Source organism: Streptomyces sp. Je 1-369 (genome assembly GCF_026810505.1).
Lineage (GTDB): Bacteria > Actinomycetota > Actinomycetes > Streptomycetales > Streptomycetaceae > Streptomyces.
The window spans coordinates 5,087,818-5,112,627 of sequence record NZ_CP101750.1; the positions used below are offsets into that span (position 1 = coordinate 5,087,818).

The 24,810-nt window shown below is 72.3% G+C and carries 23 protein-coding genes; 6 read left to right on the forward strand and 17 right to left on the reverse strand.

Going from position 1 to position 24,810, the window contains the following annotated elements; genetic code table 11:
• Window positions 1–59: 59 nt before the first annotated feature.
• From NOO62_RS23190 to NOO62_RS23220, 7 genes are all read right to left on the reverse strand, one after another.
• Window positions 60–1,070: a ketoacyl-ACP synthase III family protein gene (locus NOO62_RS23190; RefSeq protein WP_268772814.1), complete on the reverse strand. Its 1,011-nt coding sequence runs from the start codon at window positions 1,068–1,070 to the stop codon at window positions 60–62.
• 35 nt (window positions 1,071–1,105) lie between these two features.
• The gene (locus tag NOO62_RS23195; protein WP_268772815.1) at window positions 1,106–2,227 is read right to left on the reverse strand and encodes a VOC family protein; all 1,122 of its coding nucleotides are present in this window, start codon (window positions 2,225–2,227) and stop codon (window positions 1,106–1,108) included.
• Between the two features lie 30 nt (window positions 2,228–2,257).
• Window positions 2,258–3,043, reverse strand: coding sequence for an SDR family oxidoreductase (locus NOO62_RS23200; protein WP_268772816.1), 786 nt, complete (start codon window positions 3,041–3,043; stop codon window positions 2,258–2,260).
• A 116-nt stretch (window positions 3,044–3,159) separates the two neighbouring features.
• Window positions 3,160–4,257 carry a zinc-dependent alcohol dehydrogenase gene (locus NOO62_RS23205; RefSeq protein WP_268772817.1) on the reverse strand — a complete coding sequence of 366 codons (1,098 nt, stop codon included), beginning with the start codon at window positions 4,255–4,257 and terminating at the stop codon, window positions 3,160–3,162.
• Window positions 4,258–4,273: 16 nt separating this feature from the next.
• The gene (locus NOO62_RS23210) at window positions 4,274–4,693 is read right to left on the reverse strand and encodes a hypothetical protein (protein ID WP_268772818.1); all 420 of its coding nucleotides are present in this window, start codon (window positions 4,691–4,693) and stop codon (window positions 4,274–4,276) included.
• On the reverse strand, window positions 4,690–5,553 hold the full coding sequence (locus NOO62_RS23215) for a cupin domain-containing protein (RefSeq protein WP_268772819.1): 864 nt from the start codon (window positions 5,551–5,553) through the stop codon (window positions 4,690–4,692). The genes NOO62_RS23210 and NOO62_RS23215 overlap by 4 nt, the downstream gene beginning before the upstream one ends.
• Complete coding sequence (locus NOO62_RS23220; protein ID WP_268772820.1) at window positions 5,546–6,850, reverse strand: sedoheptulose 7-phosphate cyclase; 1,305 nt, start codon at window positions 6,848–6,850, stop codon at window positions 5,546–5,548. Before NOO62_RS23220 ends, NOO62_RS23215 begins: the two co-directional genes overlap by 8 nt.
• A 202-nt stretch (window positions 6,851–7,052) precedes the next feature.
• Here NOO62_RS23220 and NOO62_RS23225 point away from each other — a divergent pair, with 202 nt between their 5' ends.
• The 4 genes from NOO62_RS23225 to NOO62_RS23240 all read left to right on the forward strand — a co-directional run bounded on the left by NOO62_RS23225 (window position 7,053) and on the right by NOO62_RS23240 (window position 11,875).
• A complete protein-coding gene (locus NOO62_RS23225; protein ID WP_268772821.1) occupies window positions 7,053–7,964 on the forward strand; it encodes an NADP-dependent oxidoreductase in 912 nt (303 codons plus the stop codon).
• Window positions 7,965–8,008: 44 nt separating this feature from the next.
• On the forward strand, window positions 8,009–9,235 hold the full coding sequence (locus NOO62_RS23230) for an MFS transporter (RefSeq protein WP_268772822.1): 1,227 nt from the start codon (window positions 8,009–8,011) through the stop codon (window positions 9,233–9,235).
• A gap of 76 nt (window positions 9,236–9,311) precedes the next feature.
• A complete protein-coding gene (locus NOO62_RS23235) occupies window positions 9,312–10,952 on the forward strand; it encodes an FAD-binding oxidoreductase (protein ID WP_268772823.1) in 1,641 nt (546 codons plus the stop codon).
• 107 nt (window positions 10,953–11,059) lie between these two features.
• Window positions 11,060–11,875, forward strand: coding sequence for an alpha/beta fold hydrolase (locus NOO62_RS23240; RefSeq protein ID WP_268772824.1), 816 nt, complete (start codon window positions 11,060–11,062; stop codon window positions 11,873–11,875).
• Window positions 11,876–11,986: 111 nt separating this feature from the next.
• On the opposite strand, the gene NOO62_RS23245 is transcribed toward NOO62_RS23240, so the two are convergent.
• The 5 genes from NOO62_RS23245 to NOO62_RS23265 form a co-directional block, all read right to left on the reverse strand.
• Window positions 11,987–12,436, reverse strand: coding sequence for a MarR family transcriptional regulator (locus tag NOO62_RS23245; protein WP_268772825.1), 450 nt, complete (start codon window positions 12,434–12,436; stop codon window positions 11,987–11,989).
• A 197-nt stretch (window positions 12,437–12,633) separates the two neighbouring features.
• A complete protein-coding gene (locus NOO62_RS23250) occupies window positions 12,634–13,815 on the reverse strand; it encodes an acyltransferase family protein (protein ID WP_268772826.1) in 1,182 nt (393 codons plus the stop codon).
• Between the two features lie 69 nt (window positions 13,816–13,884).
• Complete coding sequence (locus tag NOO62_RS23255) at window positions 13,885–15,177, reverse strand: MFS transporter (RefSeq protein ID WP_268772827.1); 1,293 nt, start codon at window positions 15,175–15,177, stop codon at window positions 13,885–13,887.
• A 147-nt stretch (window positions 15,178–15,324) separates the two neighbouring features.
• Window positions 15,325–16,701 (reverse strand): sulfotransferase family protein, encoded by a 1,377-nt coding sequence (locus NOO62_RS23260; RefSeq protein ID WP_268772828.1) that lies wholly within the window; start codon window positions 16,699–16,701, stop codon window positions 15,325–15,327.
• 165 nt (window positions 16,702–16,866) lie between these two features.
• Window positions 16,867–17,562, reverse strand: a complete 696-nt coding sequence (locus tag NOO62_RS23265) for a helix-turn-helix domain-containing protein (RefSeq protein ID WP_268772829.1) — start codon at window positions 17,560–17,562, stop codon at window positions 16,867–16,869.
• A gap of 246 nt (window positions 17,563–17,808) precedes the next feature.
• On the opposite strand from NOO62_RS23265, the gene NOO62_RS23270 reads away from it, so the two are divergent.
• Window positions 17,809–19,005, forward strand: coding sequence for a transposase (locus NOO62_RS23270; protein ID WP_268772830.1), 1,197 nt, complete (start codon window positions 17,809–17,811; stop codon window positions 19,003–19,005).
• Window positions 19,006–19,201: 196 nt separating this feature from the next.
• Here NOO62_RS23270 and glpX read toward each other — a convergent pair whose 3' ends face one another.
• From glpX to NOO62_RS23290, 4 genes are all read right to left on the reverse strand, one after another.
• Entirely contained in the window at window positions 19,202–20,239 is a 1,038-nt protein-coding gene (glpX, locus tag NOO62_RS23275; protein ID WP_268775732.1) for a class II fructose-bisphosphatase, read from the reverse strand.
• 184 nt (window positions 20,240–20,423) lie between these two features.
• Complete coding sequence (locus NOO62_RS23280) at window positions 20,424–21,179, reverse strand: SDR family NAD(P)-dependent oxidoreductase (protein WP_268775733.1); 756 nt, start codon at window positions 21,177–21,179, stop codon at window positions 20,424–20,426.
• Window positions 21,180–21,295: 116 nt separating this feature from the next.
• Window positions 21,296–21,994, reverse strand: a complete 699-nt coding sequence (locus NOO62_RS23285) for an HAD family hydrolase (protein ID WP_268772831.1) — start codon at window positions 21,992–21,994, stop codon at window positions 21,296–21,298.
• An 89-nt stretch (window positions 21,995–22,083) separates the two neighbouring features.
• Window positions 22,084–22,713, reverse strand: a complete 630-nt coding sequence (locus NOO62_RS23290; RefSeq protein WP_268772832.1) for a ScbR family autoregulator-binding transcription factor — start codon at window positions 22,711–22,713, stop codon at window positions 22,084–22,086.
• 166 nt (window positions 22,714–22,879) lie between these two features.
• On the opposite strand from NOO62_RS23290, the gene NOO62_RS23295 reads away from it, so the two are divergent.
• Window positions 22,880–23,776, forward strand: a complete 897-nt coding sequence (locus tag NOO62_RS23295; RefSeq protein WP_268772833.1) for a ScbA/BarX family gamma-butyrolactone biosynthesis protein — start codon at window positions 22,880–22,882, stop codon at window positions 23,774–23,776.
• Window positions 23,777–23,836: 60 nt separating this feature from the next.
• On the opposite strand, the gene NOO62_RS23300 is transcribed toward NOO62_RS23295, so the two are convergent.
• Window positions 23,837–24,748: an aminoglycoside phosphotransferase family protein gene (locus NOO62_RS23300; RefSeq protein WP_268775734.1), complete on the reverse strand. Its 912-nt coding sequence runs from the start codon at window positions 24,746–24,748 to the stop codon at window positions 23,837–23,839.
• Window positions 24,749–24,810: the final 62 nt, after the last annotated feature.

A 24,810-nucleotide genomic window follows, 5' to 3' on the forward strand; every position in this document is an offset into this window, starting at 1 on the left:
CGTATCCCTCGCGTCGAATGCATCGAATGCGTCGAATGCCGTCACATACGTCACCGGAGTCAGCTCCGCTCCAGGACCGCGCACGTCCAGCTGAAGCCCGCGCCCACCCCCACGAGCAGCACCCGGTCGCCGCTGCTCAGCGCGTCGTCCGCCAGGAGCTTCGCCAGGCCCGCCGCCTGGTCGCCCGCGCCCAAGTGGCCGACCGTCAGGCCGAATTCCTGAAGCGTCACCTCGGGCTGGATGCCGAGCGGGGCCAGGCACTGGAGTCGGGAGAGCCGGGCGCCGAAGAACGGGACGACCACGGCGGTCATCTCGTGGATGTCCGCGTCGGCCTCCGCGAGGCACGTCTTGACGGCGGACATCATGCCCGTCTCGTTGCGCGTCGTGATCTCGTCCTGGGAACGCCCGCGCAGGAACCCCTTCTTGCGCGCCACCAGGTCGAGCGGGCCCGTCCCGCTCCCGCTCGGCAGGAACGGCTCGTCCCCGCGGTGCAGGCCCTCCAGCATCGGCTGCGAGTACGACGACGTGGCGACCAGGCGCAGCGCCCCCGGCGTGCGGGACAGGACGACGGCCGTCCCCGCGTCGCCGAACGCCAGGCCCCGGTCGGTGCTCCAGCGGGGGAACGCCGGGTCCGCGAACCGGTCGCCCGTGGTGACCAGCGCGGCCCCCGTGTCGGGGATCGCCGCGAGCCGCGCCGCCGCGTTCTCCAGGGCGCTCATCCCGCCGTTGGACATCTGCCGCAGCTCGTACGCCACACAGTCGCCGTGGCCGAGCACCTGGTCCTGGACGTACGCGGCCGTGTTCCAGAAGTCGAGCCCCTGGTACCAGCAGTCCGCGTGGATGAGCAGCCCCACGTCCCGCGGGTCCCTGCCGCTGCGCGCGAGCGCCGTACGGCCCGCGGCCGCCGCGAGTTCCGGCGCGCTGCGCCCGTCGCTCACCGACACGGAGCGCTGTGCGCTCCGCTCGATCTCCTCGGCGGGCAGCAGACCGAGGTCCACCGCCTCCTGACCGGTCTGCGGCTCTCCGAACTCGGCGGCCGCGCTCTCCACGTAGATGTCGGTCCAGCGCATTCCCCCACCTCTTTCTGTTGCTTGTCGCCGCGCTGTCAGCGGTTGGTCCACCGCGGGCTCGGGCCGAACCTGCGCGCCGCGGTGTGCTGCTCGTACGGCATGCCGGGCGGCATGTTGAGCACCTCGAGCTGGAATCCGCCGACGCCGCGGAAGTAGACCCAGCGGTCGCCGTGGATCGGGCCGCCGTCCTCGATGAGCTGCGGCTCGCCGAGCACCTCGGCGCCGTCCGTCGCCGCGAGCCACGCGGCGGCCCGCTCGACGTCGTCGACGAAGAACGCCAGGTGGTGGCCGCCCACGTCGCTGTTGCGCGGGCGTTCCGTGCGGCGGCCCTCGATCTCGTAGCTGCTGAGCTCGACGGTGGTGACCGGGCCGAGGCGGATCGCCGCGGTGTCCTTGCGGAAGGGGTCCTGGACCGCGTACTGGCGGCGGGCCGTCGGCGCGTCCACCGACTCGGTGGTGCGGTAGGCGAGTTCGCCGCCCATCGGTCCGGTGAAGAAGGCGACGGCCTCGTCCAGGTCGGCCACGGAGTAGCCGACGTGGCCGATGCCGAGGGCGCCGGGCAGGCCGCGCGGCCAGTCACCGGCGGGGCGGTAGACGCGCGCCGCGGTGTCGCGCTCGTACGGCAACTCGGGTGCCAGTTCGCGGAGTTCGAGTCGCATGCCCCAGTCGGTGAGCAGGTGGATCCAGCGGTTGCCCGCCGTCGGGCCGCTCGTGTCGGTGCGCGGCTCGCCCAGGACGCGGACGTGCGGGGACCGGGCGGCCTTGGCGAGGGCCACGTCCAGGTCGCCCACGTGGATGCCGATGTGGTGGCCGCCGACGTCGGTGAACTCCGGAGCCTGGGTGCGCTGTTCGGGCGCGGTGTACTGGAACAGCTCCAGGTTGCTGTCCGGGCCCAGGCGCAGCATCGCGATGTGCGTGCTGGCCCGCGGGTGGACGCCGAGCTGGCGCTCCATCCAGTCGCTGTCCGGCTCCTCGACCGGGCCGAGCCGGTAGAGGACGTCGGCGCCCAGCACCGTGGTGCAGAAGTCCACGGCCGCGTCCAGGTCCGCGACGGTGTAGGCGTAGTGGTCGACGTTGCGGGCGGTGGGGATGGAGGGGGCGGCGGCGGTCCGGTCGGTCGTGGTGGCCCGGGTCTCCGGCGGGGCTGTGGGTGACATGTTCTGCTCCAGGGTTGGGGGCGGCCGGGGTCAGACCGTGCCGGCGTGGGCGGCGTTGGCGACCGCCGCGGAGAGGGCCATGCCGCCGTCGACGAGGGTCGACGTGCCGGTGGTGTAGGCGGCGGCGGGCGACGCCAGGTAGGCGACGAGGGCGGCGACCTCGTCCGGGCGGCCGGGGCGGCCCGCGGGGATGGCGGGGCGGGCGATGTCGGCGGCGTCCAGTCCTGCGGGCACGTTGTTCATCGGCGTCGCGGTCTCGCCGGGTGCCACGGCGTTGACGGTGATGCCGTGCCCGGCCAGGTCGAGCGCCATGGCCTTGGTGAGCGCGCCGAGGCCGCCCTTGGCGGCGCAGTACGTGCTGCCCTCCCCGATCGGGATGTGCTCGTGGATGCTGGTGATGTTGATGATGCGGCCGCCGCGGCCCTGCGCGATCATGCGCTCGACGGCGACCTGGCTCAGCCGGAACGGGCTGGTCAGGTTGACGTCGAGGATGCGCTGCCAGTCCTGGAGGTTCTCCTCGACTACCGAGGCGCGCCGGTTCAGGCCCGCGTTGTTGACCAGTACGTCGATGCCGCCGAACGCGTCGACGCAGTCCCGCAGGGCCTCGCCCGCGGCGGCGGGGTCGGTCAGGTCGAGCCCGAGGGTCCCGGCCCGTACGCCGTGCCGCACGGCGAGCCCGTCGGCGATCTCCTTGGCGGCGTCCGCCTGCCGTCCGTAGCCGACGACGAGGTCGAAACCGGCGGCGGCGAGCGCCTCGGCCACGGCCGCGCCGATGCCCGAACTGGCGCCGGTGACAACGGCGATGGGGCGGTTCATGGGGTGTCCTTCCTGATCAGGGTGGAAACGGGGTGGGGCGAGGTGAGGTGGGGCCGGAAGCCCCTGACGCAGCCGGGGGAGGGAAGCGTCAGGGGCGGTCGCCGGCCACGGCCCCTTCAGGGGCGGGGAGTCAGTGACAGGGCCACCTTGGGAGCGGCCCGACGCCCCCTTTCCAGGAGCTCGAACGCCTTGTCGACGTCGGCCAGCTCGAAGACGTCGGCGATCATGCCCTTCGCCGACAGGACGCCGTCGGAGAAGAGCCGCAGCGCGCGCTCGTAGTAGTCGAGCCCGTGCCGTACGCCGGTCATGGTGACGCCGCGCAGCACGAGCTCCGAGGCGTCGACGGCCGGCAGCGGGTCGCTGGGCACGCCCACCGCCGCGATCCGGCCCCCGACGTCGGCGACCCGCAGCGCCTCGAGGAGGGCCGGCACCGCGCCGGACGCCTCGATGACGACGTCGTAGTCGCCGTCGCGCGCCTCACCGGGCAGGAAGGCGTGCTCCGCCCCCATGCGCAGCGCGGCGCCGATGCCCGCGTCGTCGATGCCGACCACGTCGACCGTGCCCGCGACGCGGCGCGCCATCTGCACGGCGAGCAGGCCCATCGTGCCGGTGCCGAAGACGAGGACGCGTTCGCCGGGGAAGACCCCGACCTTGTCCAGCGCCGCGAGCACCGTGACCGCGGGTTCCGCGAGCGCGGCGGCGAAGTCGTCGACGCCCGGCGGGACCTTCGTCAGGGACTGGGCGGGGAGCCTGATGAACTCGGCTGCCGCGCCCTGCTGGCCGTAGAGGCCGACCTCCTTGAGCTGCGAGCACTCGTTGCGGTGGCCGCGCTGGCAGGCCCGGCAGCCCCCGCAGGAGAGCATGGTCTGCCCGACGACGCGGTCGCCGATCTGCAGCTGCCGTGAGTACTGGCAGTTCCCGGCGATCGCCACCACACGTCCGACCCACTCGTGGCCGAACACGTGGGGCATGGTGGCCCTGCCGTCCCGCACGTAACTGGCCGTGCCGTGCAGGAGTTCGAGGTCCGTACCGCAGATGCCGACCGTCGTGGGGGCCACCAGGACATAGCCGAGCTCGGGGCCCGGTATCTCCACCTCCACCTGGCCGACCTTGTTGACGTCCATGACCGCGGCGGCCTTCATGGAGCCGTTGGGCCAGCGGCCGCACAGCAGGTCGTCCGTGGGCGGCAGCACTTTTTCGTGGTGTTCAGCCAACGTGTCTGCTCCTCAATCAGCGCCCGTCTTCGGTCGGCGGGCGGAAAATCGGGGTCTGCTCGCGCGTCGGCAGCTCCGGCACCCGGACGGGGAGCACGGAGGCGACATCGGCGGGCAGCACGCGTACGGCGAGGAGGTCGAGCCCCTCGGCTCCGGCGGTCACCCGCACCGCGGCGCGCGCCTCGACGAGCAGCGCGCCACCGGCGTCGAGCACGCGCCCGGCACTGGCATCGGAGTCCACCGACGCCGACCCGGCGACGGCGTAGAGCGCGGCCTCGGTGCCGTGGCCCGGCTCGTGCGCCCAGGTGGCGCCGGGAGAGAGGCGGATCTGTTCGAAGGACTCGCACTCGCTGTGCAACATGCCCCGACGGGCGAGGCAGCGCCAGGTGCCGCCGTCGCCGCGCAGGGAGGGCCTGGCGGGTTCGCTGACGATCACCGGTCGGACCCCGGCGACGCGACGGCGACCTCGGCGTGGAAGAACTCCAGGCCGTCCTCGCGGTCCGCGCCGATGCGGGCGCGGGTGCCGAGCGGCAGCGTCACGGCCGTGCCCGGGTGGAGCTCCGCGGTGTCGCTGCCGTTCTCGACCCAGCCCGTGCCGGAGAGCACGAACACCATGTGCTCGCGCCCGTCGGCCGTCAGCTCGACGGTGCCGGAGGCGTCGACCGTCTCCAGGGCGAGCGTGCGCAGGGGGCCCGTGAAGACGCCGGCGGGGGAGACGGAGCGTTCGGCTCGTAGGTCGTGAAGGCGTGCGGTGGGCACCGGGGGCTCCTCCTTGGCGGAAGCGGAAGCGGAAGCGGGGGTGGGGGTGGGCGTGGGGGTGTCGACGGGGGCGGCGGTCGCGCCGAGCGCCTCGCTGAAGCGGGGTGACCGCATCTCGATGACCAGCCAGGCCAGATCGCTGTCGCCCGTGTTGCGCAGGCCGTGGACGGTGCCGAGGCCGGTGAGGACCATCGAGCCCGGGGCGATCGGGTGGGCGGTGCCGTCGAGGTAGATCTCGCCGGTCCCGGAGAGGATGAAGTAGACCTCCTCGGTCCGGGTGTGCAGGTGCTCACCGCTCACGCCGCCCGGCGGGACGCACGCCCACTCGACGGCCTCCCAGCCTCCGTGCAGGTCCGCGCCGGACGCGAGGGCCTTCCAGCGGGTCACGCCGGTGGTGCCGTGCACGCCGTGGATGTGGGCGGGTCCGCTGACGTCACCGATGATCACGTCACGACCGCCACCGCCACCGCCACCGCCACCGCCGTACGCGGAGAAGGTCTGCGCGTCGGGTGCCGGGGCGTACGCGGTCTCAGACATGGTGTCCCTCCACGAGGTCACGCCCGCGCCCGGCGACCCGCAACTCGGCGACCGCGTCGAGGAGTTCGCGCTCAGTGACGTCGTTGACGAAGGTGACGTCGCCGATGCCCACGGGGAGCGGCAGGCGCTGCTGGCCGTTGCGGTGGCGGACGGTGTCGAGGAGCGCGGCCGTCAGGAGTTCCGGCTGGTCCAGGAGGTCGTCCCAGGCGGGCAGTTCGAGCCCGTGCATCACGTCGTAGACGCGTCGCGCGTCCGCGTCGTCGATCAGGCCGCGGCGGCGGGCGAGTGCGGTGGTCAGCGCCATGTCGACGCAGACCGCCTCGCCGTGCAGCAGCGCGGGCAGGGCGCGCATCTCGACGGTGGGGCTGAAGGTGTGGCCGTAGTCGACCGAGCGCTCCAGCTTGGTCTCCCACAGGTTGGGCTGCAGCTCTTCCAGCATGCCCTGGATGGCGCGGTGCACGACCTCGCGCGCGGCGTCCTCGCCCGACTCGCTCTCACCCTGGAACTTCTCGTTCAGGAGGAGCGGTCCGTGGCTCTCCAGGAGGTCGAAGAGGCGGGCGTCCTTGATCAGGGCGATCTTGAGGATCTCGGCGAGCCCGTTGCCGATGTGGCGGCGGTCGAGCGTGGCGAGGAAGGTGCGGTCCAGGAGGGTGAGGTCGGCGGGGAAGTAGGTGCCGAGCCGGTTCTTGTGCCCGTTGAAGTTGACGCCGGTCTTGGCGCCCACGCCCGCGTCGACCAGGCCGATCAGGGTGGTGGGGACGCGGATGAACGGGGTGCCGCGGCGGTAGAGGCTGCTCGCCAGGCCGACGATGTCCATGAGGACGCCGCCGCCGATGACGATGAGGGGCTCGCGGCGCCGGTCCACGCCGAACGCGTCGAGCTCCTCGACGATACGGGCCGCGGTCTCGAAGCTCTTGACGGTCTCGTCGGCCGGTACGACGCAGATGACGTGCTCGACGTCGTGGTAGTCGAAGTAGGCGCGGATGCGGTTGCCGTGGAGCAGGTCGACGTCGGAGTCGAGCACCACGAACCGGCGCAGGCGCTTGCCGGGGGCCGCGGCCGGTGCCAGGAGGTCCGTGCGCTCGAAGTCGAACAGGCCGTCGGCGACGCGCACTTCGTAGCTGACGGGCTTGGCGGTACGGACGACCCACGAGTCGACGCGCTCGCTGTAGGCGTACAGCCCCGCGCTGGGCTGAGCCGCGACGGCGGCGTCGCCGACGGAGCCGGCCGCCCCGTACCCGACGGTCTGGACGTGCTCGCTGGGACGGCCCAGAAGCGCCGAATTGTTCCCGGACACGGATCACCTCAACTGGTTCGGAGTGAGCCTCTCGGTTGTGGAGAGCGGCTTAATCTATGCATTCTCAAGCAATCAACCGCAAGCGCGATCGGCCATTTCCTGGACTTGGCGAAGTAGGAGTGCATTGCCCGTAGAGGCGGGAACGCAGAACCGAACGACTGCTACGTTCTGCCGTAATCACATAACTCGCAGGAGGATCTACGTGCGTGCCAGCACCCTGCCCCGGTACGGGGGCCCCGAACTGCTGACCGTGGCCGAGCTGCCCCGCCCCACTCCGGGGCCGGGTCAGATCCTGGTCCGGGTCGCGGCCTCCGCCGTCAACCCGGTGGACCTGGAGGTCCGTTCGGGGTCGGCGGCCCAGAACGTCGGCCACGGCTTCCCGATGATCCTCGGCTGGGACCTCTCCGGAGTCGTCGAGGAGTGCGGCACCGGGGTCGACCGCTTCACCGCGGGGGACCGGGTCGTCGCCATGTCGGCGCAGATGGCCACCGGGGTCGGCACCCACGCGCAGTACGTCGCACTCGACGCGGAACTGGCCGCGAAGGCCCCGCGCGACGCCGACCTCGCGCACGCCGCCGCGCTGCCGCTGGCCGGGCTCACCGCCCACCAGGCACTCGACGCCCTCGCCCCGCCGGCCGGCGGCACCCTGCTCGTCACCGGCGCGACCGGCGCCGTCGGCGGGTTCGCCGTCCAGCTCGCCGTCTCCCGCGGCCTCAAGGTGCTCGCGTACGGCCGCCCCGGCGACGCCGACCGGCTGCACGCGCTCGGCGCCCACGAGGCGTACTCCGACGAGCGCCCCGTGCCGCCCGGCGCCGCCGACTGCCTCCTGGAGACGGCGGGACTGCCCGGCTCCGTCGCCGGGGTGCGGGACGGTGGGCGCGCCGTCTCCATCGTGCCGACGGCCCCGCCCGTCGCGGAACGCGGCATCGACGTACGGATGTCGTTCGTGGAGCAGGACGGCGAGCGCCTCGCGAAGCTCTCCGCCCTGGTGGACGAGGGCGTGCTCACCCTGCGGGTCGCGGAGACGTTCCCGCTGGCCGAGGTGGGCGAGGCGCACCGGCGGCTCGCGGCGGGCGGCTCCCGCGGCAAGCTCCTGATCTCTCCTTGGGACTGACCCCGGCTCTCTCCTTTACCCCCGACCCGTGCATTGGAACAGCCATGCCGTTTGCCCTCTTCCCCCTGATGCTCTGCGTCTTCAGCGTCGGCAGCGCGGAGCTGGTCGTCGCCGGTGTCCTGCCGGCCATCGCCGGTGACCTGGACGTCTCCCTGTCCGACGCGGGGCTGCTCGTGACGGCGTACGCACTCGGCGTCGTGGTCCTCGGCCCGCTCGTCACCCTCGCCAGCAGCCGGGTGCCCCGCACCCCGCTGCTGCTCGGCCTGATGGGGCTGTTCACGGCGAGCAACGTGCTCGCCGCGCTGGCCCCCACGTACGCGGTCCTGATGACCGCACGCGTGCTCTCGGCGATCACCCACTGCACGCTGTTCGCGGTCTGCATCGTCGTCGCGGGCTCGCTGGCGGAGAAGGGCAAGGAGGCCTCGGCCGTGTCGCGGGTCGCCGTCGGCCTCAACCTCGCCACCGTGCTCGGGGTGCCGCTCGGCGTCCTCCTGGAGGAGCACTTCGGCTGGCGCTCGGCGTTCTGGAGCATCGCGGGTCTCAGCCTGCTCGCCCTCGCGCTGGTCGCCTGGCGGCCGCCCGTCGCGCCCGTGCCGGTCGCCGGTGGGTCCGGTGGCGTCGGTGCCGAGCTGCGGGTGCTGCGCAACCGTACGGTCCAGATCGCCATCCTGCTCACGGCGTTGGCGATGGCGGGCGTCTTCACCGCGTACACCTTCGTGAACCCCATCCTCACCTCGATGGGCGGGTTCGACGACTCGACCGTGAGCTGGCTGCTGCTGCTCGTCGGCTGCGGCTCCCTCATCGGCAACCTCATCGGCGGCAGGCTCGCCGACCGTGCGCTGATGCCCTCGCTCGTCGGCGTCCTCGCGGTGCTCGGCGCCGACCTCGCCCTGATGGCGCTCGGCGGCGACGTGCCCTGGCTCCTGCTCGTCCTGCTCGTCGTCTTCGGCGCCGCCTACTTCGCCGTCATGCCGGGGTTGCAGGCACGCATCCTCAAGGGTGCGGGGGACGGCGCGCCGACGCTCGCCATCGCCATCAACATCGGCGCCTTCAACATCGGCATCGCCTTCGGCGCGTGGTTCGGCGGGCAGCTCCTCGGCTGGGACCTCGGGCTGCGCGTGGTCATCGCCGCGTCGGCGGTCCTCTCCTGGCTCGCGATGAGCCTCGCGGCGAACGAGCTCAGGAAGGACCGGCGGGCCGAGCGTGCCACCGCCGTTTCCACCCCTGTGGACCCCGCTCCCGCTCCGCGCGTTCCCGCCGCGGCCGACTGAGGCAGGCACCCGTCGTCCGCGGCCCCACCTGCCGCAGCAACCACCTGTGGCACCCGACTTCTCTGGAGTAGCACTGATGAGTGAGCTCACCCGGCGCAGGGTCCTGCGGCGTTCCGCCGCGGCGGGCGGCGTGGCCCTCGGCGCGACGGTTCCCGCCGCGGGCCTCGCACAGGCCGTGCCCGTACGGGCCACGTCCGTCCGCGCCGAGTCCGCCCCCGCCCCGTCGGCCGTCACCGTGCGGCCCGACGACGCCCGCTACCCGGAGCTGATCCGCGGCACCAACCAGCGCTGGGTCGGCAAGCCCGACTACGTACGTTTGGTGACCGGCGCCGACCAGGTCGTCGACGCCGTCAAAGAGGCCGTCACGGCGGGCAAGCGCGTCGCGGTGCGCAGCGGCGGCCACTGCTACGAGGACTTCACGACCAGCTCCGACATCAAGGTCGTCATCGACCTGTCGCAGCTGGCCTCGGTGACGTACGACGCCGGTCAGCGGGTCTTCGTGGTGGAGCCCGGCGCCTGGCTCTCCGACGTCTACAGCACCCTGTTCAAGCGCTGGGGCGTCACGCTGCCCGGCGGCTCCTGCCCGTCGGTGGCGGCCGGCGGCCACATCGTCGGCGGCGGCTACGGCGCGCTGTCCCGCCTGTTCGGCCTCACCGTCGACCACCTGCACGGCGTCGAGGTCGTGACGGTGGACAAGGACAAGACCGTACGCAAGGTGGTCGCCACCCGCGACAGCGCCGACGCCCGCCTGCGCGACCTGTGGTGGGCGCACACCGGAGGAGGCGGCGGCAACTTCGGCATCGTCACCAAGTACCTGCTCCGCACCCCGGGCGCCACCGGCTCCGACCCGGCGAAGCTCCTGCCCCGCCCGCCCGCGGAGCTGCTCACGTCGACCGTCACCTGGTCCTGGGACGGTCTGACGCAGACGGGCTTCAAGCGCCTGGTGAAGAACTACGGCGACTGGTTCGTCGCCCACGGCGGCCCGGACGCCACCCACCTCGACCTGTTCAGCCAGCTCAAGGCGGCCCACAAGGCGGCGGGCGCGATCACGATGGTGACGCAGCTCGACGCCACCCGCTCCGGCGCCGAGGCCGACCTGGACGCGTTCGTCGCCGCCGTCGGCGCGGGCGTGCCCGTCATGCCTCAAGTCAGCACGCAGCGCCTGCCGTTCCTGCACGCCACCAAGTGGCCCGGGTTCGCGGGCGGCGACCCGACGCTGCGCTTCGAGGACAAGTCCGCGTACATGCGGGCGAGCTTCCCCGACGACCAGCTCTCCGCGGCGTACCACCACCTGACCCGCACCGACTACACCAACCCGGCGGCGCTGCTGCTGATCGCGGGATACGGCGGCCGCGTCAACGCCGTCGCCCCGGACGCGACCGCGGTGGCCCAGCGGGACTCGGTGATGAAGCTCCAGTACCTCGCGTTCTGGCAGGACGCCGCCGACGACGAGCGGCACCTGGCGTGGGTGCGCGAGTTCTACCGGGACGTCTACAGCGCTTCCGGCGGTGTGCCCGCGCCGGGCCGCGTCAACGACGGCTGCTTCGTCAACTACGCCGACGTCGACCTCGGCGACCCGGCGCACAACACCTCGACGACGCCGTGGCACGCCCTCTACTACAAGGACAACTACCCGCGCCTGCAACGCGTGAAGGCCGCCTGGGACCCGCGCGGCATCCTGCGGCACGCCCAGTCCGTCGAGCCCTCCGCGGGCTGATCCCCCTGATCTCCGCGGTCCCTCCCCGGGCCGCGGCGCCGCGCCGGCCCCACCGGCGCGGCTCCCCCCTCCCCGCACGACAGCGACACGACAACAAGGAGAAAGCGATGCCTTTCGCTTCGACGCACGGCTCCAAGGTGGAGTACTTCGAGACCGGCACCGGTCCCGGCCTCGTCCTGGTCCACGGCACCGGCGGCGACGCGGGAACGTACGACCAGCTGCGCGACACCTTCAGTGACCGCCGCACCGTCGTCGTCCCCAACTACTCGGGCAGCGGCGCCACCGAGGACGAGGGCGGCCCGCTCACCCTTGACCTGCTCATCGCCCAGATCGACGCCGCGATCGAGGACAGCAGCGCCGAGGGCCCCGTCGACCTGGTGGGCTGGTCGCAGGGCGCCCTCGCCGTCGCCGCCTACGCCGCCGAGCACCCGGAGAAGGTGCGCCGCCTCGTCCTGCTCACCGGCTGGATCAAGAACGACGCACGCCAGCAGCTCTACTTCGACCTGTGGCACCGCCTCGACCAGCTCGACCACGAAACGTTCGGCCGGTTCCTCCAGCTGAACGGCTGGACCACGGCGCAGGTCAATTCCTTCGGCGTCGCGGGCGTCGAGGAGATGGTCTCGGGCGGCGTCCCCGCGGGCATCGGCCGGCAGATCGCGCTCAACCTGGAGCTCGACATCACCGAGCACCTGACCCGGATCACCGCGCCGACCCTGGTGATCGGTGCCACGCACGACAACATGATCCCGGTCCAGCACTCCCGCGCGCTGCACGCCGCGATCAAGGGCAGCCGGTACGCCGAGCTGGACGCCGGTCACTTCGCGGTCTTCGAGAAGCCCGCGGAACTGGCCGAGCTGGTGGATGAGTTCCTCGCGGAGGGCGAGGCGGAGGGTGAGGCGAAGGGCGGGACTGAGGCCGCCTGAGCCGGTCGCGGGGCGCGCTTCCGCGCGTCGTACGTCCGTACAGAGCCCGGAGCCCGGTGGGGGCGGTGAGAACCGCCCCCACCGGGCTCCGGGCTCTGTCCCGTGCCCCCGCTACCGTGCCGGAGGCGTCGGCGCGTGCCGGAGGCGGTTCACCAGGGACGCCGTCTCCGGCTCGAAGGAGGCCATGTCGAGGGCGAGCGACAGCTCCTTGGCGAACGTGCCCTGCGCCTGCGCGACCAGCTTCTTGCCCTCGGCGGTGAGGTGGGCGAACATCACCCGCCGGTCCTCCTCGCCGACCGTACGGGCGACCAGGTCCTCGTTCTCCAGGCGCGTGACCAGACGGCTCATCGTGGACTGGCTCGAACCCACCGAGTCGGCCAGCTCCTGCATCCGCAGCGCGCCGCGCCCCAGGACCGACAGGGCCGTGAACTCCGATGCTGTCACGCCGTGTTGGCGCTGGAGCTTCTTGTCGAGCGTCGTGCTGACCCCGTTCACCAGGAGGAGCAGCTGCCTCCACAGTTCGAGTTCGCCACTGAGTCGTCCGCGCGCGGCAGTCGCCATGCCGTCCTTCACCGTCCTGTAATCGCCTGCGCCCGAACCCCGGCCCCCTTGGAAGCGGCTCGGCGCCCCACGGTGTCGTCACAGCAGTGAAATACTTGCCTTTGCAAGCATAGGTCAAGGTCCGTCCCGAGACCAGCATGTGGACGCACGCAAGAGCCGGCGCACCCTCGGGCGGGGCGCGCCGGCTCTGGTCGTCGCTACGGGCGCCGCTCCGCGCGGGGCTTGGCGAACCTGCGCATCATCGGCATCTCGACGCCCTTGTGCAGCAGCCACGCGAAGGCCATGCACACCACGAAGTACAGGGCCATGACGCCCATGCCCCCGGCGAACCCGAACTGCCGCGTCTCGCCGATCAGTGAACGGACGTGCACCAGCAGGACGTTGTGGACGATGTAGAAGGCGAACGACACCTCGCCGAGCCACACCATCACGCGCCCGCGGAACGGCGAACGGTCACCTCGCAGATCGTTGGCGGCGACGGCCGGGATGAGCAGGGCGAACGGGATGAGTGCCGCCGCGTTGAGGCCGAAGAGCCAGGGGGTGGCGTTGGCGACCGCGTACCCGACGACCACGAGACCGCAGGCGGGCAGCATGCCCAGGTTGATCCAGCGGCCGGTCATGAGGATGCGCGCCATGACGATGCCGAGGACGAAGTCGAGGGTGCGCACCGGAGGCAGCATGTAGACGGCCCAGTACTGGATCTCGGAGACCGGGAAGCCGTTGGACATGGTGCCGTCGGGCAGCAGGAGGTAGCCGAGCGCGGGGATCGCGGTGATCGTGACGACGAGGCCGCCGGCCCACGCCCACAGCCGCTCGGGCCGGATCGCCGAGATCCAGCGGTGCAGCAGGGGGAAGCAGAGGTAGAAGAAGACCTCGCAGGAGAGCGACCAGCTCGGCGGGTTGATGCTCAAGTACGTGTGGTAGTCCGGGATCCACGTCTGGAGCAGGAGCAGGTTGGGCAGCCACTGCTGCCAGGTGGCGGTCGCCGCGGCGAACAGCACCATCGCGCCGATCCAGCCGACCACGTGGCTGGGGTAGAGCTTGACGAGGCGGCGGCGCCAGAACCTGCGGGGTGTGTCATCAGGGCGTGCTGAGTAGGTGAGGATGAAGCCGCTGAGCAGGAAGAAGAACGTGACGCCCATCCACCCCGTCTTGCTGGCGGCGGCGTGGAAGAAGTCCGAGACGTCGCCGCTGAAGGGGTTCAGGGGCGGCTCGGTGGTCAGGGACGCGTGGAAGAGGAAGACCATGACGGCGGCGATGAAGCGCAGGCCGGTCAGGGAGGGGAGCCGGGCGAATCCGGCGGGTCTGGTGGCCGGGGCGGCGTTGGGGGCGGGGGCCGTGTCGGCCGTACTGCTGAGGGGTGCGACGTTCGTCGCCATGGGGACCTCCGTGCGGTGGGATGGGGTGGAAGCGATTGCATCCTGATGCAAGGACCTGCGCTGCAAGAGTTAGTGCTGTGCGCCTGACGCCAGCTCCCGCTGGATCTCCTCGAACGAGCGGTTCTTCGTCTCCGGGACCGTGCGCACCACGAAGACCAGCGCGGCGACGCAGACCGCGGCGAAGCACCAGAAGACGCTCGCCTCGCCGAACAGATCGGCGGCGGGCAGGAAGAGCTGGCCGACGACGAAGTTGGCGGACCAGTTGACGAGGACGCAGAGCGCGACCCCCTTGGCCCGTACGTCCGGCGGGAAGACCTCGGCGGCGAGGATCCAGAACACCGGTCCGATGCCGACCGCGAAGGCGGAGACGTAGAGCCCCATGGAGACGAGGCTGACCGTGTGCGAGGCCCCGCCGAACGCGCCGTTCAGCGCGCACCCGAGCGGCACGAGCGCCGCGGCCATGCCCACGAGGGAGAGGATGAGCAGCGGCTTGCGGCCCGCCCGGTCGACCAGCGGGATCGCGGCGACCGTCATCAGCAGGTTGGCCACGCCGATGGCGACCGAGTACATGATCGAGTTCGTGGCGGGGAGCCCGGCACGCTGCATGATGCTGGGGGCGTAGTAGATGATCGTGTTGATCCCCGCGAACTGCTGCACCGCGCCGATCGTGACGCCGATCAGCAGCGCGCGCCGCACGACGGGCTCGGCGAGCATCCCGCGCAGTGCGCGGTGACTCCCGCCCTCTTCGCGTGCCGTCACCCCGCCGCCCTGCCCGCGCCGCCGGAGCCACACCGGGCTCTCGGGGACGAAGAAGAGGCCGACCAGCATCAGGACGGATGGGATCAGACCCGCGCCGAACATCGCGCGCCAGTTGGCGTCATCGGCGAACCAGAGGTTGATCAGGTACGAGACGAGGATGCCCGCGGTGAGCAGGATCTGGTTCACCGTGATGAGGCGGCCGCGCAGCCGGGGCGGCGCCACCTCGGCGAGGTAGAGCGGGACGAGCGAGGAGGCGGAGCCGACGGCGAGCCCGAGGATCACGCGCGCGGCGACCAGGGTCCAGAAGCCGGTGGCCAGGGTGGCGAGCAGCAGTCCGAGCGTGAAGGTGGCGGCGATGACGATCAGCGTCTTGCGCCGCCCCCAGCGGTCGGCGGGACCGCCGCTCCACAGGGCGCCGGCCGCCGCGCCGAGCAGGAGCGAGGAGATGACCGCGCCCTCCTGGAAGGACGTCAGGTGGAAGTCCTCCTTGAGGAAGAGGAGTGCTCCGGAGATGACGCCCGTGTCGAAGCCGAAGAGCAGTCCGCCCAGGGCGACGACGCCGACGGTGAGCGCCAACCGCCAGGTAGGAATGGCTGATTCCATTCCCTGGAGCTCCTCCGGCTCCTCCGGCCCTCGGGGGGCCAGGGACGTCACCTCGTCAGATATCACGGTCACCGACGGCACTCGCTTTCTTGAGACTGCGTACGTGGGATCCGCGTACGTGGGATCCGCGTACGTGGGGGTCGTGTGTCATACGCCGTAACGCGCCCGGTACACGGCATAGCGGCTGTGCAACTCGCGGCGTGAGAGGTCGAACTCGGCGGGCTGGAAGGGCCGTGAGCGGCGGGCCTCGCGGGCGGTCCCGGCGACGAACGTCGTCACGACGCGGTCGAACATCGGCGTCGCCGTCACGCCCGCGAAGGCGAGCACGGCACGCACCTGTCCTGCCGGGTCCGCCACCAGGTCGTCGAAGCGCAGGTCGAGCAGGCGCCCCCGGGGGACGTCGAGCCGGGCCCGCTCGGACGCCACGAGGTGGCGCTCGACGCGGTCGGCCCACTCCGCCCCGGCGGGCCGCACCCGGTGGGCCGTGCGTTCGCGCAGCGCCGTCGCGATGCCCGCGCACGCGGCGACGGTGTCCGCGGGATCGCGGTGCACCTGGATGACCTTGGCGTCGGGGTAGACCCGCAGGAGCTGCTTCAGGTGGCGGGCGTGGAAGGAGTCGCGCAGGACCGGGCGGGACGCCGGGATGCGCCAGGTGAGGGCCTGGATCTGGGCGCGGTGGAACGCGTACGCCTCCGTCATGTCGGCCGTCTCCAGCCACGCCGCGTAGCCGGGGACCCGCCAGGAGAGCGTCGCCGCCATGTCGTGGAACGCGTTCCCGAGCAGCCGGTGGCAGCCGCCGGGGCGCGTGGGGCCGAGGAGCAGCCCGGAGCCCCGCCCCGCCGTGGCGAGCGCCGCGTCACGTGCGACGTTCGCGGCCCGGTCGAGGGCCGCGCGGCGCTGGCGGATCGTGGTGGGGCGGCCCGCCGGGTCGTGCAGTTCCGCGAGGGTCGGCGCGTCGAGTGCGGGGTGCTCGGCGAGAACGTTGTGCAGCATCGCCGCGCCGCTGCCCGGCAGTCCGGTGACGAAGATCGGGGCGCGGATGTCGTTGAGGGCGATCTCGGGCCGGTCCCGCAGCAGCCGGATCATCTGCTGCTGCTTCAGGAGGGCCGCCACCAGCGTGGAGCGTGCGGCCGCGCGGCCCTGCGCGTGCAGGTCGGCCTCGGTGTCGAGGGCGTGCAGCAGCCGGTCGAGCGCGGGCAGGAAGCGCAGCCCGACGGCGTCGTCGGCGCCGTCCTCGCGGACCCGGTCCAGGAGGTCGTCGACGGCGAGCACGTCGCGGTCGCGTGCGTCAGGGTGCGTGCCGGGCATGTCGCGGTCGCGTGCGTTCAGGGGTCCGCTGGGCTCGTCGCGGTCGCGTGCGTTCAGGGGTCCGCCGGGCACCCCACGTGCCGCCGCCCGCGGCAGGTCGCCGGAGGCGCGTCGCGGTCGGCTGCCGCCGCGGCCCCAGACGGGGCCGCCTCCGGTGCCGCCCCAGGGAACAGCCGACTCGCGTGCGAGGACAGCGGGTTCACTCCGTCTGCTCACCGACCCACCTTCCGTATACGTGCGTCACTCACCGCCGTGCGTGTCGTGTCCGCACGGCGGGCGGGCCGGGTCGGCCCCATCGAGTCCTGTCCTGTGATGCCTGAGGTGCCTTCGCGTACGTGTCCCCGCCCGGCCGCCCGCCCCGGCGGCAGCGCCCGCCCGGTGTCAGCGCGCGGACAGGCCCGGCAGGACGAGTGCCCAGAGACGGGAGAGATCCCGCTCCACGCTGCCTTCGCCCTCGCCCTCGCCCTCGCCCACGCCCTCGCCCCCGCCCGGCGGCCTGTGGAGCCGCCCCCGCAGACGGGACTCCGCACCCGCCAGGAGGTACTCCGCGAGGAGCATCACGTCGCGTTCGCCGACGGAGGGGACGAGCCCGGCCCGGCCCGCGCGGTCGAGGGTCTCCGCCACCGCGGGCAGCCAGAGGCCGGACCACGTGCCGTCGCCGTCGGGAAGCTCGCGCCACAGCCGGACGGCCGCCCGCACCACCTCGTCCCTTTCGAGTAGCCGCGCGAGCGCGAGGGTGAGCGCGACCACGGTGTCGAGGGCGGTGTCGAGCGCTGTGTCGAGCGCGGTGTCGACAACGCCGCCGAGCGCTGAGCCGAACGCGGGCGCCGTGCCCGTGCCCGTGGCCGCGCCGGCCTCCGCCACACACGCACGGACCGCCGCGTCACCGCGCGTCCGCACGGCCTGCGCCAGGCCCGCCTTGGAGGAGAAGTGGAAGGTGAGGGCGCCGACCGAGATCCCCGCGGCCCTGGCGACCCGGGTGAGGGACGTGCCCTCGTACCCGGTGTGCTCGAACTCATGGGCCGCCGCGCGGACCAGCGCCTCCCGGGTCCTCGCGGCCCGTTCCTGCTTCACCATCTCGCCCTTCCCTGTCCTCCCGGAGCCCATGAATCCGCTCCGGTCCTGCACGCCACAGCCACTGTGGGCACTGGTCGCGCGCTCGACAACGCCGACTTCCGAAAGTCGCCCCTCGTGCCGCACGGCCCCGGCGGAACTTGGCCAAGTCGCGGCCGTCTGCACTCCCATCCGCACCCCGCTCTTCAAAAGAAAACGAACGTTCTCTATTCTTGTGGGAGTCAGGCGCCATCACGGGGAGGGAATGCCATGACAGAGCTGCAGGACCAACGGCTGCCCGAGCTGATCGCGGACGGGTCGATCACCTCGTACGCGGAGACCGTCTTCGGTCATCTGCGCCGCGCGGACCAGCGGCGTTGGGCCGCGGCCTACGTACTGGGGCTGCTCACCACGCCCGGCAGGAAGTCGGTCAGGCGGCTCGCGGCGCAGCTGCACGCGGGACCGACGGCCGCGCAGTCCCTGCACCAGTTCGCCAACGCCAGCCCCTGGGAGTGGAATCCGGCCCGGCACGAGCTGCTGCGCCTGGCCGAGCACCGCACCCGGGTCCGTGCCTGGACCGTCGGCGTCGCGGTGCTGCCCAAGCGGGGCAGCCATTCCTGCGGCGTGCACCAGCGGTTCGAGCGGGCCACGGGCCGCACGGTCAACTGCCAGATGGGGATAGGGCTCTTCCTCTCCTCGGACACCGCGCACATTCCCGTCGACTGGCGGCTGCGGCTCCCCAAGGAGTGGGACGAGGACGAGGAGCTGCGCGCGCGGACGCGCATCCCCGACACCGTGCGGCACTGCTCTCCCACGGAGCACGTCCTGCACCTCGTCGACTCGCTCACCCCGCACACCGGCCGTGAACCGGTCCCGGTGGTCGCCGACACGAGCCACCACCCGACGTCCGGGGCGTATCTGGCCACGGAGCTGACGGCGCGCGGGCGCCACAGCGTGATCGCTGTGCCGCACGGCCTGCGGGTCGTACCGGAGGGTCAGCGCGCAGCCGCGCCGGGCGCGCCCGACGGCGTCCTCACGGCGGGCCGGCTACTCCAACTCCTGTCCCCGAAAGGGGCGGTGTCGGCCCCGGTCGACTTCCGGGACGGCACACCGCGCGCGGACCGGCTGGTCTCGGCCCTGGTGCGGCTGCCCGGGCGGCGGGGCGTGTCCCCGGCGGTCTACCGGGTCTTCGCACGGCGCCGTCCCGGGTCCCCCGGCGTGGGGCGCATCTGGCTGACCAGTCTGGTCGGACCGCGGCTGCACGATCTGCTGCCGCTGGTGCAGGCACAGTCCGGCACGGCCGCCGCGCTCGCGGACCTCACGGAGAACTACGGCCTGCGCGACTTCGAGGGCCGCTCGTTCCCCGGCTGGCACCACCACATGACACTGGCGTCGGCCGCGTACGCGTACCGGCGACTCGTCGCGGAGGACGCGGCGGACCGATGGCAGCAGCGCCGCATCGCCTGAGAGCCTGTGTCATAACCCTGGTCGGATCAGTGGGCGTCGCCTGGTGCGTGCGATCGCAAGGCGCCGGAGCGTCCTCGTAGCGGAGCTACTAGGGCGTTTCGGCAACGCCGCGAGCGTGCGTGCCAGGCGGCGACCACCCGGCCGGGGTTATGACACAGGCTCTGAGATCCACCCGGGCGCGGGGGTCGCCGTGACGTCAGCTCGCCCGCCCGAAGTCGATCGCGCTGTAAGCACGCAGCTTCGTGAGCCGGTGGGTGGAGTCGATGCGGCGGATCGTACGGGAGCGGGAGCGCATCACCAGGGACTCGGTGGTGGCGCTCGCCGCGCCGTACCGCACACCGCGCAGCAGCTCGCCGTCGGTGATGCCGGTGGCGACGAAGAAGACGTTGTCGCCCTTGACCAGGTCGTCCGTGGCGAGGACGCGGCCGAGATCGTGCCCGGCGTCGACGGCGCGCCTGCGCTCCTCCTCGTTCCCCGGCCGCAACTTGCCCTGGATGGTGCCGCCCAGGCACTTGATGGCGCAGGCCGAGATGATGCCTTCGGGGGTGCCACCGATGCCGAGCAGCAGGTCGACGCCGCTGCCCTCCTGGACGGCGAGGACGGAACCGGCGACGTCGCCGTCGGAGATGAGCTTGATGCGGGCGCCGGTCGCCCGGACCTCGTCGATCACGCCCCGGTGCCGCGGCCGGTCCAGGACGACGACGGTGACGTCCTCGGGGGCCAGGTTCTTCGCCTTGGCGACGCGGCGGACGTTGACGGAGGCGGGCGCGTCGATGTCGACGAAGTCCGCGGCTTCGGGGCCGGTGACCAGCTTGTCCATGTAGAAGACGGCGGACGGGTCGAACATGGCGCCGCGGTCGGCGGCGGCGAGCACGGCGATGGCGTTGGGCATGCCCTTCGCGGTCAAGGTGGTGCCGTCGATCGGGTCGACGGCGATATCGACCTCGGCGCCGGTCCCGTCACCGATGCGCTCACCGTTGAAGAGCATCGGTGCTTCGTCCTTCTCACCCTCGCCGATGACGACGACGCCGTTCATCGAGACGGTGGAGACGAGGGTCCGCATGGCCCGCACGGCGGCACCGTCGGCGCCGTTCTTGTCACCGCGGCCCACCCAGCGCCCCGCAGCCATGGCAGCGGCCTCGGTGACCCGGACGAGCTCCAGGGCGAGATTACGGTCGGGAGCCTCCGCGGCTACCGCCAGCGGGGAGGACGTCGGGACGGGAGAGGTGAGCAGAGACACCGGTGAGACCTTCCGAACGGTGAACGGACAGCTACGGTCCGGACGTTACGTCCCTCACACCCCACGACGCCCGCCCCCGCCCCCGACCCCCCACGCCTTTGGCAACTCCCCAGAGGGGTGGTGGGGTCAAGGCCGACCCCACCTCCTGTGCCCGGCCCCGAACAGCCCGCCCCCCGCCTCAGGCCGCCGTCCACCCGCCGTCGACCGGCACGGAGCCGCCCGTCACGAACGACGAGCGGTCGCTGAGCAGCCACGCCGCGGCCTGTGCCACCTCCGTCGGGTCGGCCATCCGCTTCTGCATGGAGCGGGAGACGAAGCTCTCCTCCAGGGACGGCGTCTCCGCGAGCACCTCGTCCATGAGCTCCGTGCGGGTGCTCCCCACCACCAGGGCGTTCACCCGGATCCCGCGCCGCCCGTACTCGTCGCCGCCCGCCTTCGTCAGGCCGAGCACCGCGTGCTTCGCCGCGATGTACGACGCCGTGGCACCCGTCGCGACCACGCCCGCCGCGCTGGACGTGTTGACGACGGCGCCCCCTCCGCCGTCCGCCAGCATCGCGGTGATCTGCGCCTTCATGCAGTTCCAGACGCCACGTACGTTGACGTCGATGACCTGGTCGAAGACCGCGTCGTCGGTCTCGTGCAGCGGCGTGCCCGCCGTGGCCCAACCGGCGTTGTTGAAACCGCCGTCGAGCCGCCCGTACGTCTCCACCGCCGCGTCGACCACACGCCTCACGTCCGCCGGGACCGTCACGTCCCCGGCGACCGCGAGGGCCTGCCCGCCGCTCTCCGCTATCTCCGCGGCGATCTTCTCCACCAGCTGCTCACGGCGTGCCATGAGGACCACGGCCGCGCCCTCGGCCGCGAACAGCCGGGCCGACGCCGCGCCGATGCCGCTCGAAGCGCCGGTGATCATGATGGTCTTACCGGCCAGCATGCCGTGTCCGGGCCCGCTGTTCGTCGTCGTGCTGTTCGTCGTCGTGTCGTTCACCGTGGTGTCGTTCATTGTGCTGTCGTCCCCCGGTTGTGATGCTACGTGGAGTGGTGCCGGTCTCAACTTGCGGTACTTGCGGGCCAGCTGGCGTTCGACGCCGCCTCCGCGTCCAGCGTGCGCAGCAGGTTCTCGTCGATCGCGTCCAGCGAGTCGACGATGTGCCGCACCGACAGTTCCTCCATGAACGTGCGCTGGAAACTGCAGGGATGGCCGATGAACGGCACGCCGAGTCCCTTCGCCGCCTCGGCGACCCGGGCGACGTCGTCCACGAACAGCACCTCGTCGAGGGCCAGCGAGAAGACGTCCTCGGCGATCTCCTTGATGCCGGGGCGGAACGAGTCCGTGCAGACGTAGCCGGGGCCGTCGAAGAGGTGCGCCCAGCGGCCCAGGTGGGTGTCGAAGTGGGGCTTGCTCAGGCCGCCGTAGCAGACCACCTTGAGGCCGAGGCCGCGTATCCGCTCGATGAGTTCCGCGGCGCCGGGGTTGGGCTGGACCGGGTGCTCGGCGACGTAGCGGTCGCGCTCCTCGAAGTAGAGCTCGAGCGCGTCGTCGCCCGTGATGTCGAGGCCGGCCGCGCGGGCCATCTCGCCGCCCGCGATGCGGCGCGGCTGGGAGAGGATGCGCCGCTCGGTCGCGGCGTCGTACACGCCACCGCGGCTGGTGATGAAGTTGCCGATGACGGGGCTGAACGTGTCGTTGAGCAGAACGCCGTCGATGTTGAGCGCGACGAGACGCAGGCGGGCGAAGTGCTGGTGCATGGAACGTCCTTGGCTGCTGGTCGGTCGAACGGTGGTGTGGTGGGCGGGGTGGTGGGTGGTGGGTTGGGCGGTGATCGGCGGGGGCGCCGTCAGGCGTTGACCGCCGCCTCCCGCGACTCGCTCACGTCGATGCTGTCGGCGGCGTTCCCCGTGGCGATCGCGGGCATGAGCAGGCGCCACATGGCCCGGGTCCGCTCGGGCAGGTCCTCGCGGCCGCTCGACAGGAGGGAGTACGCCTGGAGGCCCGTACACGCGGAGACGATGAACTCGGCCAGCGTGCGGACGTCGACGTCCGCACGGACGTCGCCCGCCGTGCGGCCGTCGGCGAGGCACTCCTCCATGATCCGGGCCCACTCCCGGTAGGGCGTGGCGTCGTCGAGGCCGAAGCCGGTCTGCTCGCTGGTGAGCCGGACGCCCGCGCGCAGCATCGGGTCCGTCTGGAGCTTGTGCGCCCACACGAACGTGATGTCCACCAGGCGTTGCAGGCCCTGCGACTTCAGGGCGGGGACGATGCTGGCCGGCTGGGCGCGCATCACCGCCAGGGCCAACGCTTCCTTGTTGGGGAAGTGGAAGTAGACGGCTCCGAGCGTCACACCGGCGCGGTTCATGATCTCCCGCATGCTGGCACCGCTGTACCCGCGCTCGTCGAAGACCTCAGCGGCGGCGCGAAGGATTTCGTCGCGCGTCTTCTGGGCCCGCTCCTGCTTCGGTTCCGGCATCCGGACGGCCTCTCTCGACAAACAAAAAGAACGCACGTTACTTTACGCGTCATGGTTCTGGGAGACCAGAGCCCGCGCACTTCGATCGGGCATCACACATCCCTGGGGGGGACCCATGACTCTCGTTTCGTATGCTCAGACCGCGCCAACGGCTCAACTGCGTCACGTGCCGCAGGAGTACGTCCACAAGCGCGTCAGCGCCGAGGTACTGCTCACCGGCTGGGCACCCGTGGGTGAGGACCGGGTGACGGTCACCGCCCGGTGGCCGCGCGGGCACGCCTTCTACGCGCCCGTGGCCGGACGCCACGACCCGATGCTGCTCGCCGAGACGCTGCGGCAGAGCATCCCGCTGATCTCGCACGCCCTGTACGACGTGCCGCTCGGCCACCACCTCATCTGGCAGCACTTCACCTTCGAGGTCGCGCCGGACGCGATGGGGCTCGGCGTCGGCCCGATGGACGTCGAACTCCGCATCACCTGCGGCGACATCACCCGGCGCGGCGGCCGTCTCGCCGCGCTCACGATGGACATCGAGATCGTGCGCGACGGCCGCCACCTCGGTACCGCGCACACCCGGTTCAGCAGCCATGCCCCGGCGATCTACCGCAGACTCCGCGGCGACCGCTGCACGCCGCCCGGCGACGCGACCGCGGCCCCGCTCAGCCTCAGCCCCGCCGTACCGCCCGCCCTGGTGGGCCGCGAACACGCCGCCGACGTCGTGCTCTCGCCCACCCCGCTGCCGCACCAGTGGCAGCTGCGCGTCGACCAGACGCACCCCATCCTGTTCGACCACCCCGTCGACCACGCGCCGGGCATGCTGTTGCTCGAAGCCGCCCGACAGGCCGCCCACGCCGTCGAGGGCTCCCGGGGCGGGGACGTCTTCCCGGTCCGCTTCGAGTCGGCGTTCTTCCGCTACGTCGAGTTCGACGCGCCCTGCCTGATCACCGCCCACGTCGAACCGGCCGCGTACCCGGAGGGTCACCTCAGCGTCTCGGTCACCGCGTTGCAGGAGGGCAACGAGGCGTTCTCCTGCCGCGTGACCCTGGCACACCCGGCACCGTGAACCCCCGGGCCCGGCGGAACGGAGGGCCGCCGGGCCCGGGTATCGGTAACACGGGGCGCGCTACCGGGCGATCAGCCTCCGCAGCGTCGCCCGCCCCGCGTGCCCCCACGTCACCTTGCCGCCCGGCAGGCCTCGCTCCCCGTTGCGGCCGACCTCGATGAGGGCCAGGGACTGGAGCGCCGCCCACCCCTTGGCGCGGCGGACCATCGCCTCGTCGGCGCGTCCGTACGCCTCGAAGAAGCGGGGCGCGGAGCCTTCCGGCAGGAGCAGCCAGGCCGCTCCGAGGTCCGTCGCCGGGTCGCCCGCGCAGAGTTCGCCGAAGTCGAGCACGCCGGTGAGGGCGCCGTCGGTGACCACGACGTTCGCGGGGTGCAGGTCGCAGTGCAGCCAGGTGGGCGGGCCCTGCCAGGCGGGCGCCGCGACGGCGTCCTGCCAGAGGGTGCGCAGGGCGTCCGCGTCGTCCGGGCCGACGCCGATGTCCTCGGGTGACAGATCCGCGAGCCGCGCGGTGAAGTCGTGCGCGAGCGGGGGCAGTGGGCCGCCCCGCCCCTGGTGCGGGGGCGCCGTCACGGGCGCGGGCGCGTGCAGCGTCCGCAGGAACTCCCCGAGGGCGTCCGCGGCCCGGCCGCCCCGGCTGACCGGCGTGCGGTCCGCCGGTGTGCCGGGCACCCAGGCCGCCACGGTCCACGGCTCCGGGAAGCGGGCGGACGGCACGCCCAGGCGCAAGGGCGTCGGTACGGGGAGGGGGAGGCCCGGCGCCATCGCGGGCAGCCAGCGGTACTCCTTGCGCAGGAGGCCGGGGGCGCGCTCCGTGCGGGGCATGCGCAGCGCCAAGTCGTCGCCTAGCCGCCAGAGTTCGTTGTCCCACCCCCTGGCCGCCCGGCGGATCTCCAGCTCCGCCAGGTCCGGATGCTGCTCCTTGAGGAGGGTGCGCAGTACGGGTTCGGTGATCTCGATCTCGGGCGCCTTGATGACTGACTGCTCCTTGGCGGCGGGCGGCGGGCGGCGTACGGCGTACGGCGTACGGCGTACAG

Bases quoted from the DNA above. Each gene is read 5' to 3' on its own strand.
- NOO62_RS23190 (WP_268772814.1), bottom strand. From the start codon at position 1,070: ATGCGCTGGACCGACATCTACGTGGAGAGCGCGGCCGCCGAGTTCGGA.
- NOO62_RS23195 (WP_268772815.1), bottom strand. From the start codon at position 2,227: ATGTCACCCACAGCCCCGCCGGAGACCCGGGCCACCACGACCGACCGG.
- NOO62_RS23200 (WP_268772816.1), bottom strand. From the start codon at position 3,043: ATGAACCGCCCCATCGCCGTTGTCACCGGCGCCAGTTCGGGCATCGGC.
- NOO62_RS23215 (WP_268772819.1), bottom strand. From the start codon at position 5,553: ATGTCTGAGACCGCGTACGCCCCGGCACCCGACGCGCAGACCTTCTCC.
- NOO62_RS23230 (WP_268772822.1), top strand. From the start codon at position 8,009: ATGCCGTTTGCCCTCTTCCCCCTGATGCTCTGCGTCTTCAGCGTCGGC.
- NOO62_RS23235 (WP_268772823.1), top strand. From the start codon at position 9,312: ATGAGTGAGCTCACCCGGCGCAGGGTCCTGCGGCGTTCCGCCGCGGCG.
- NOO62_RS23240 (WP_268772824.1), top strand. From the start codon at position 11,060: ATGCCTTTCGCTTCGACGCACGGCTCCAAGGTGGAGTACTTCGAGACC.
- NOO62_RS23245 (WP_268772825.1), bottom strand. From the start codon at position 12,436: ATGGCGACTGCCGCGCGCGGACGACTCAGTGGCGAACTCGAACTGTGG.
- NOO62_RS23250 (WP_268772826.1), bottom strand. From the start codon at position 13,815: ATGGCGACGAACGTCGCACCCCTCAGCAGTACGGCCGACACGGCCCCC.
- NOO62_RS23255 (WP_268772827.1), bottom strand. From the start codon at position 15,177: ATGGAATCAGCCATTCCTACCTGGCGGTTGGCGCTCACCGTCGGCGTC.
- NOO62_RS23265 (WP_268772829.1), bottom strand. From the start codon at position 17,562: ATGGTGAAGCAGGAACGGGCCGCGAGGACCCGGGAGGCGCTGGTCCGC.
- NOO62_RS23270 (WP_268772830.1), top strand. From the start codon at position 17,809: ATGACAGAGCTGCAGGACCAACGGCTGCCCGAGCTGATCGCGGACGGG.
- NOO62_RS23280 (WP_268775733.1), bottom strand. From the start codon at position 21,179: ATGCTGGCCGGTAAGACCATCATGATCACCGGCGCTTCGAGCGGCATC.
- NOO62_RS23285 (WP_268772831.1), bottom strand. From the start codon at position 21,994: ATGCACCAGCACTTCGCCCGCCTGCGTCTCGTCGCGCTCAACATCGAC.
- NOO62_RS23290 (WP_268772832.1), bottom strand. From the start codon at position 22,713: ATGCCGGAACCGAAGCAGGAGCGGGCCCAGAAGACGCGCGACGAAATC.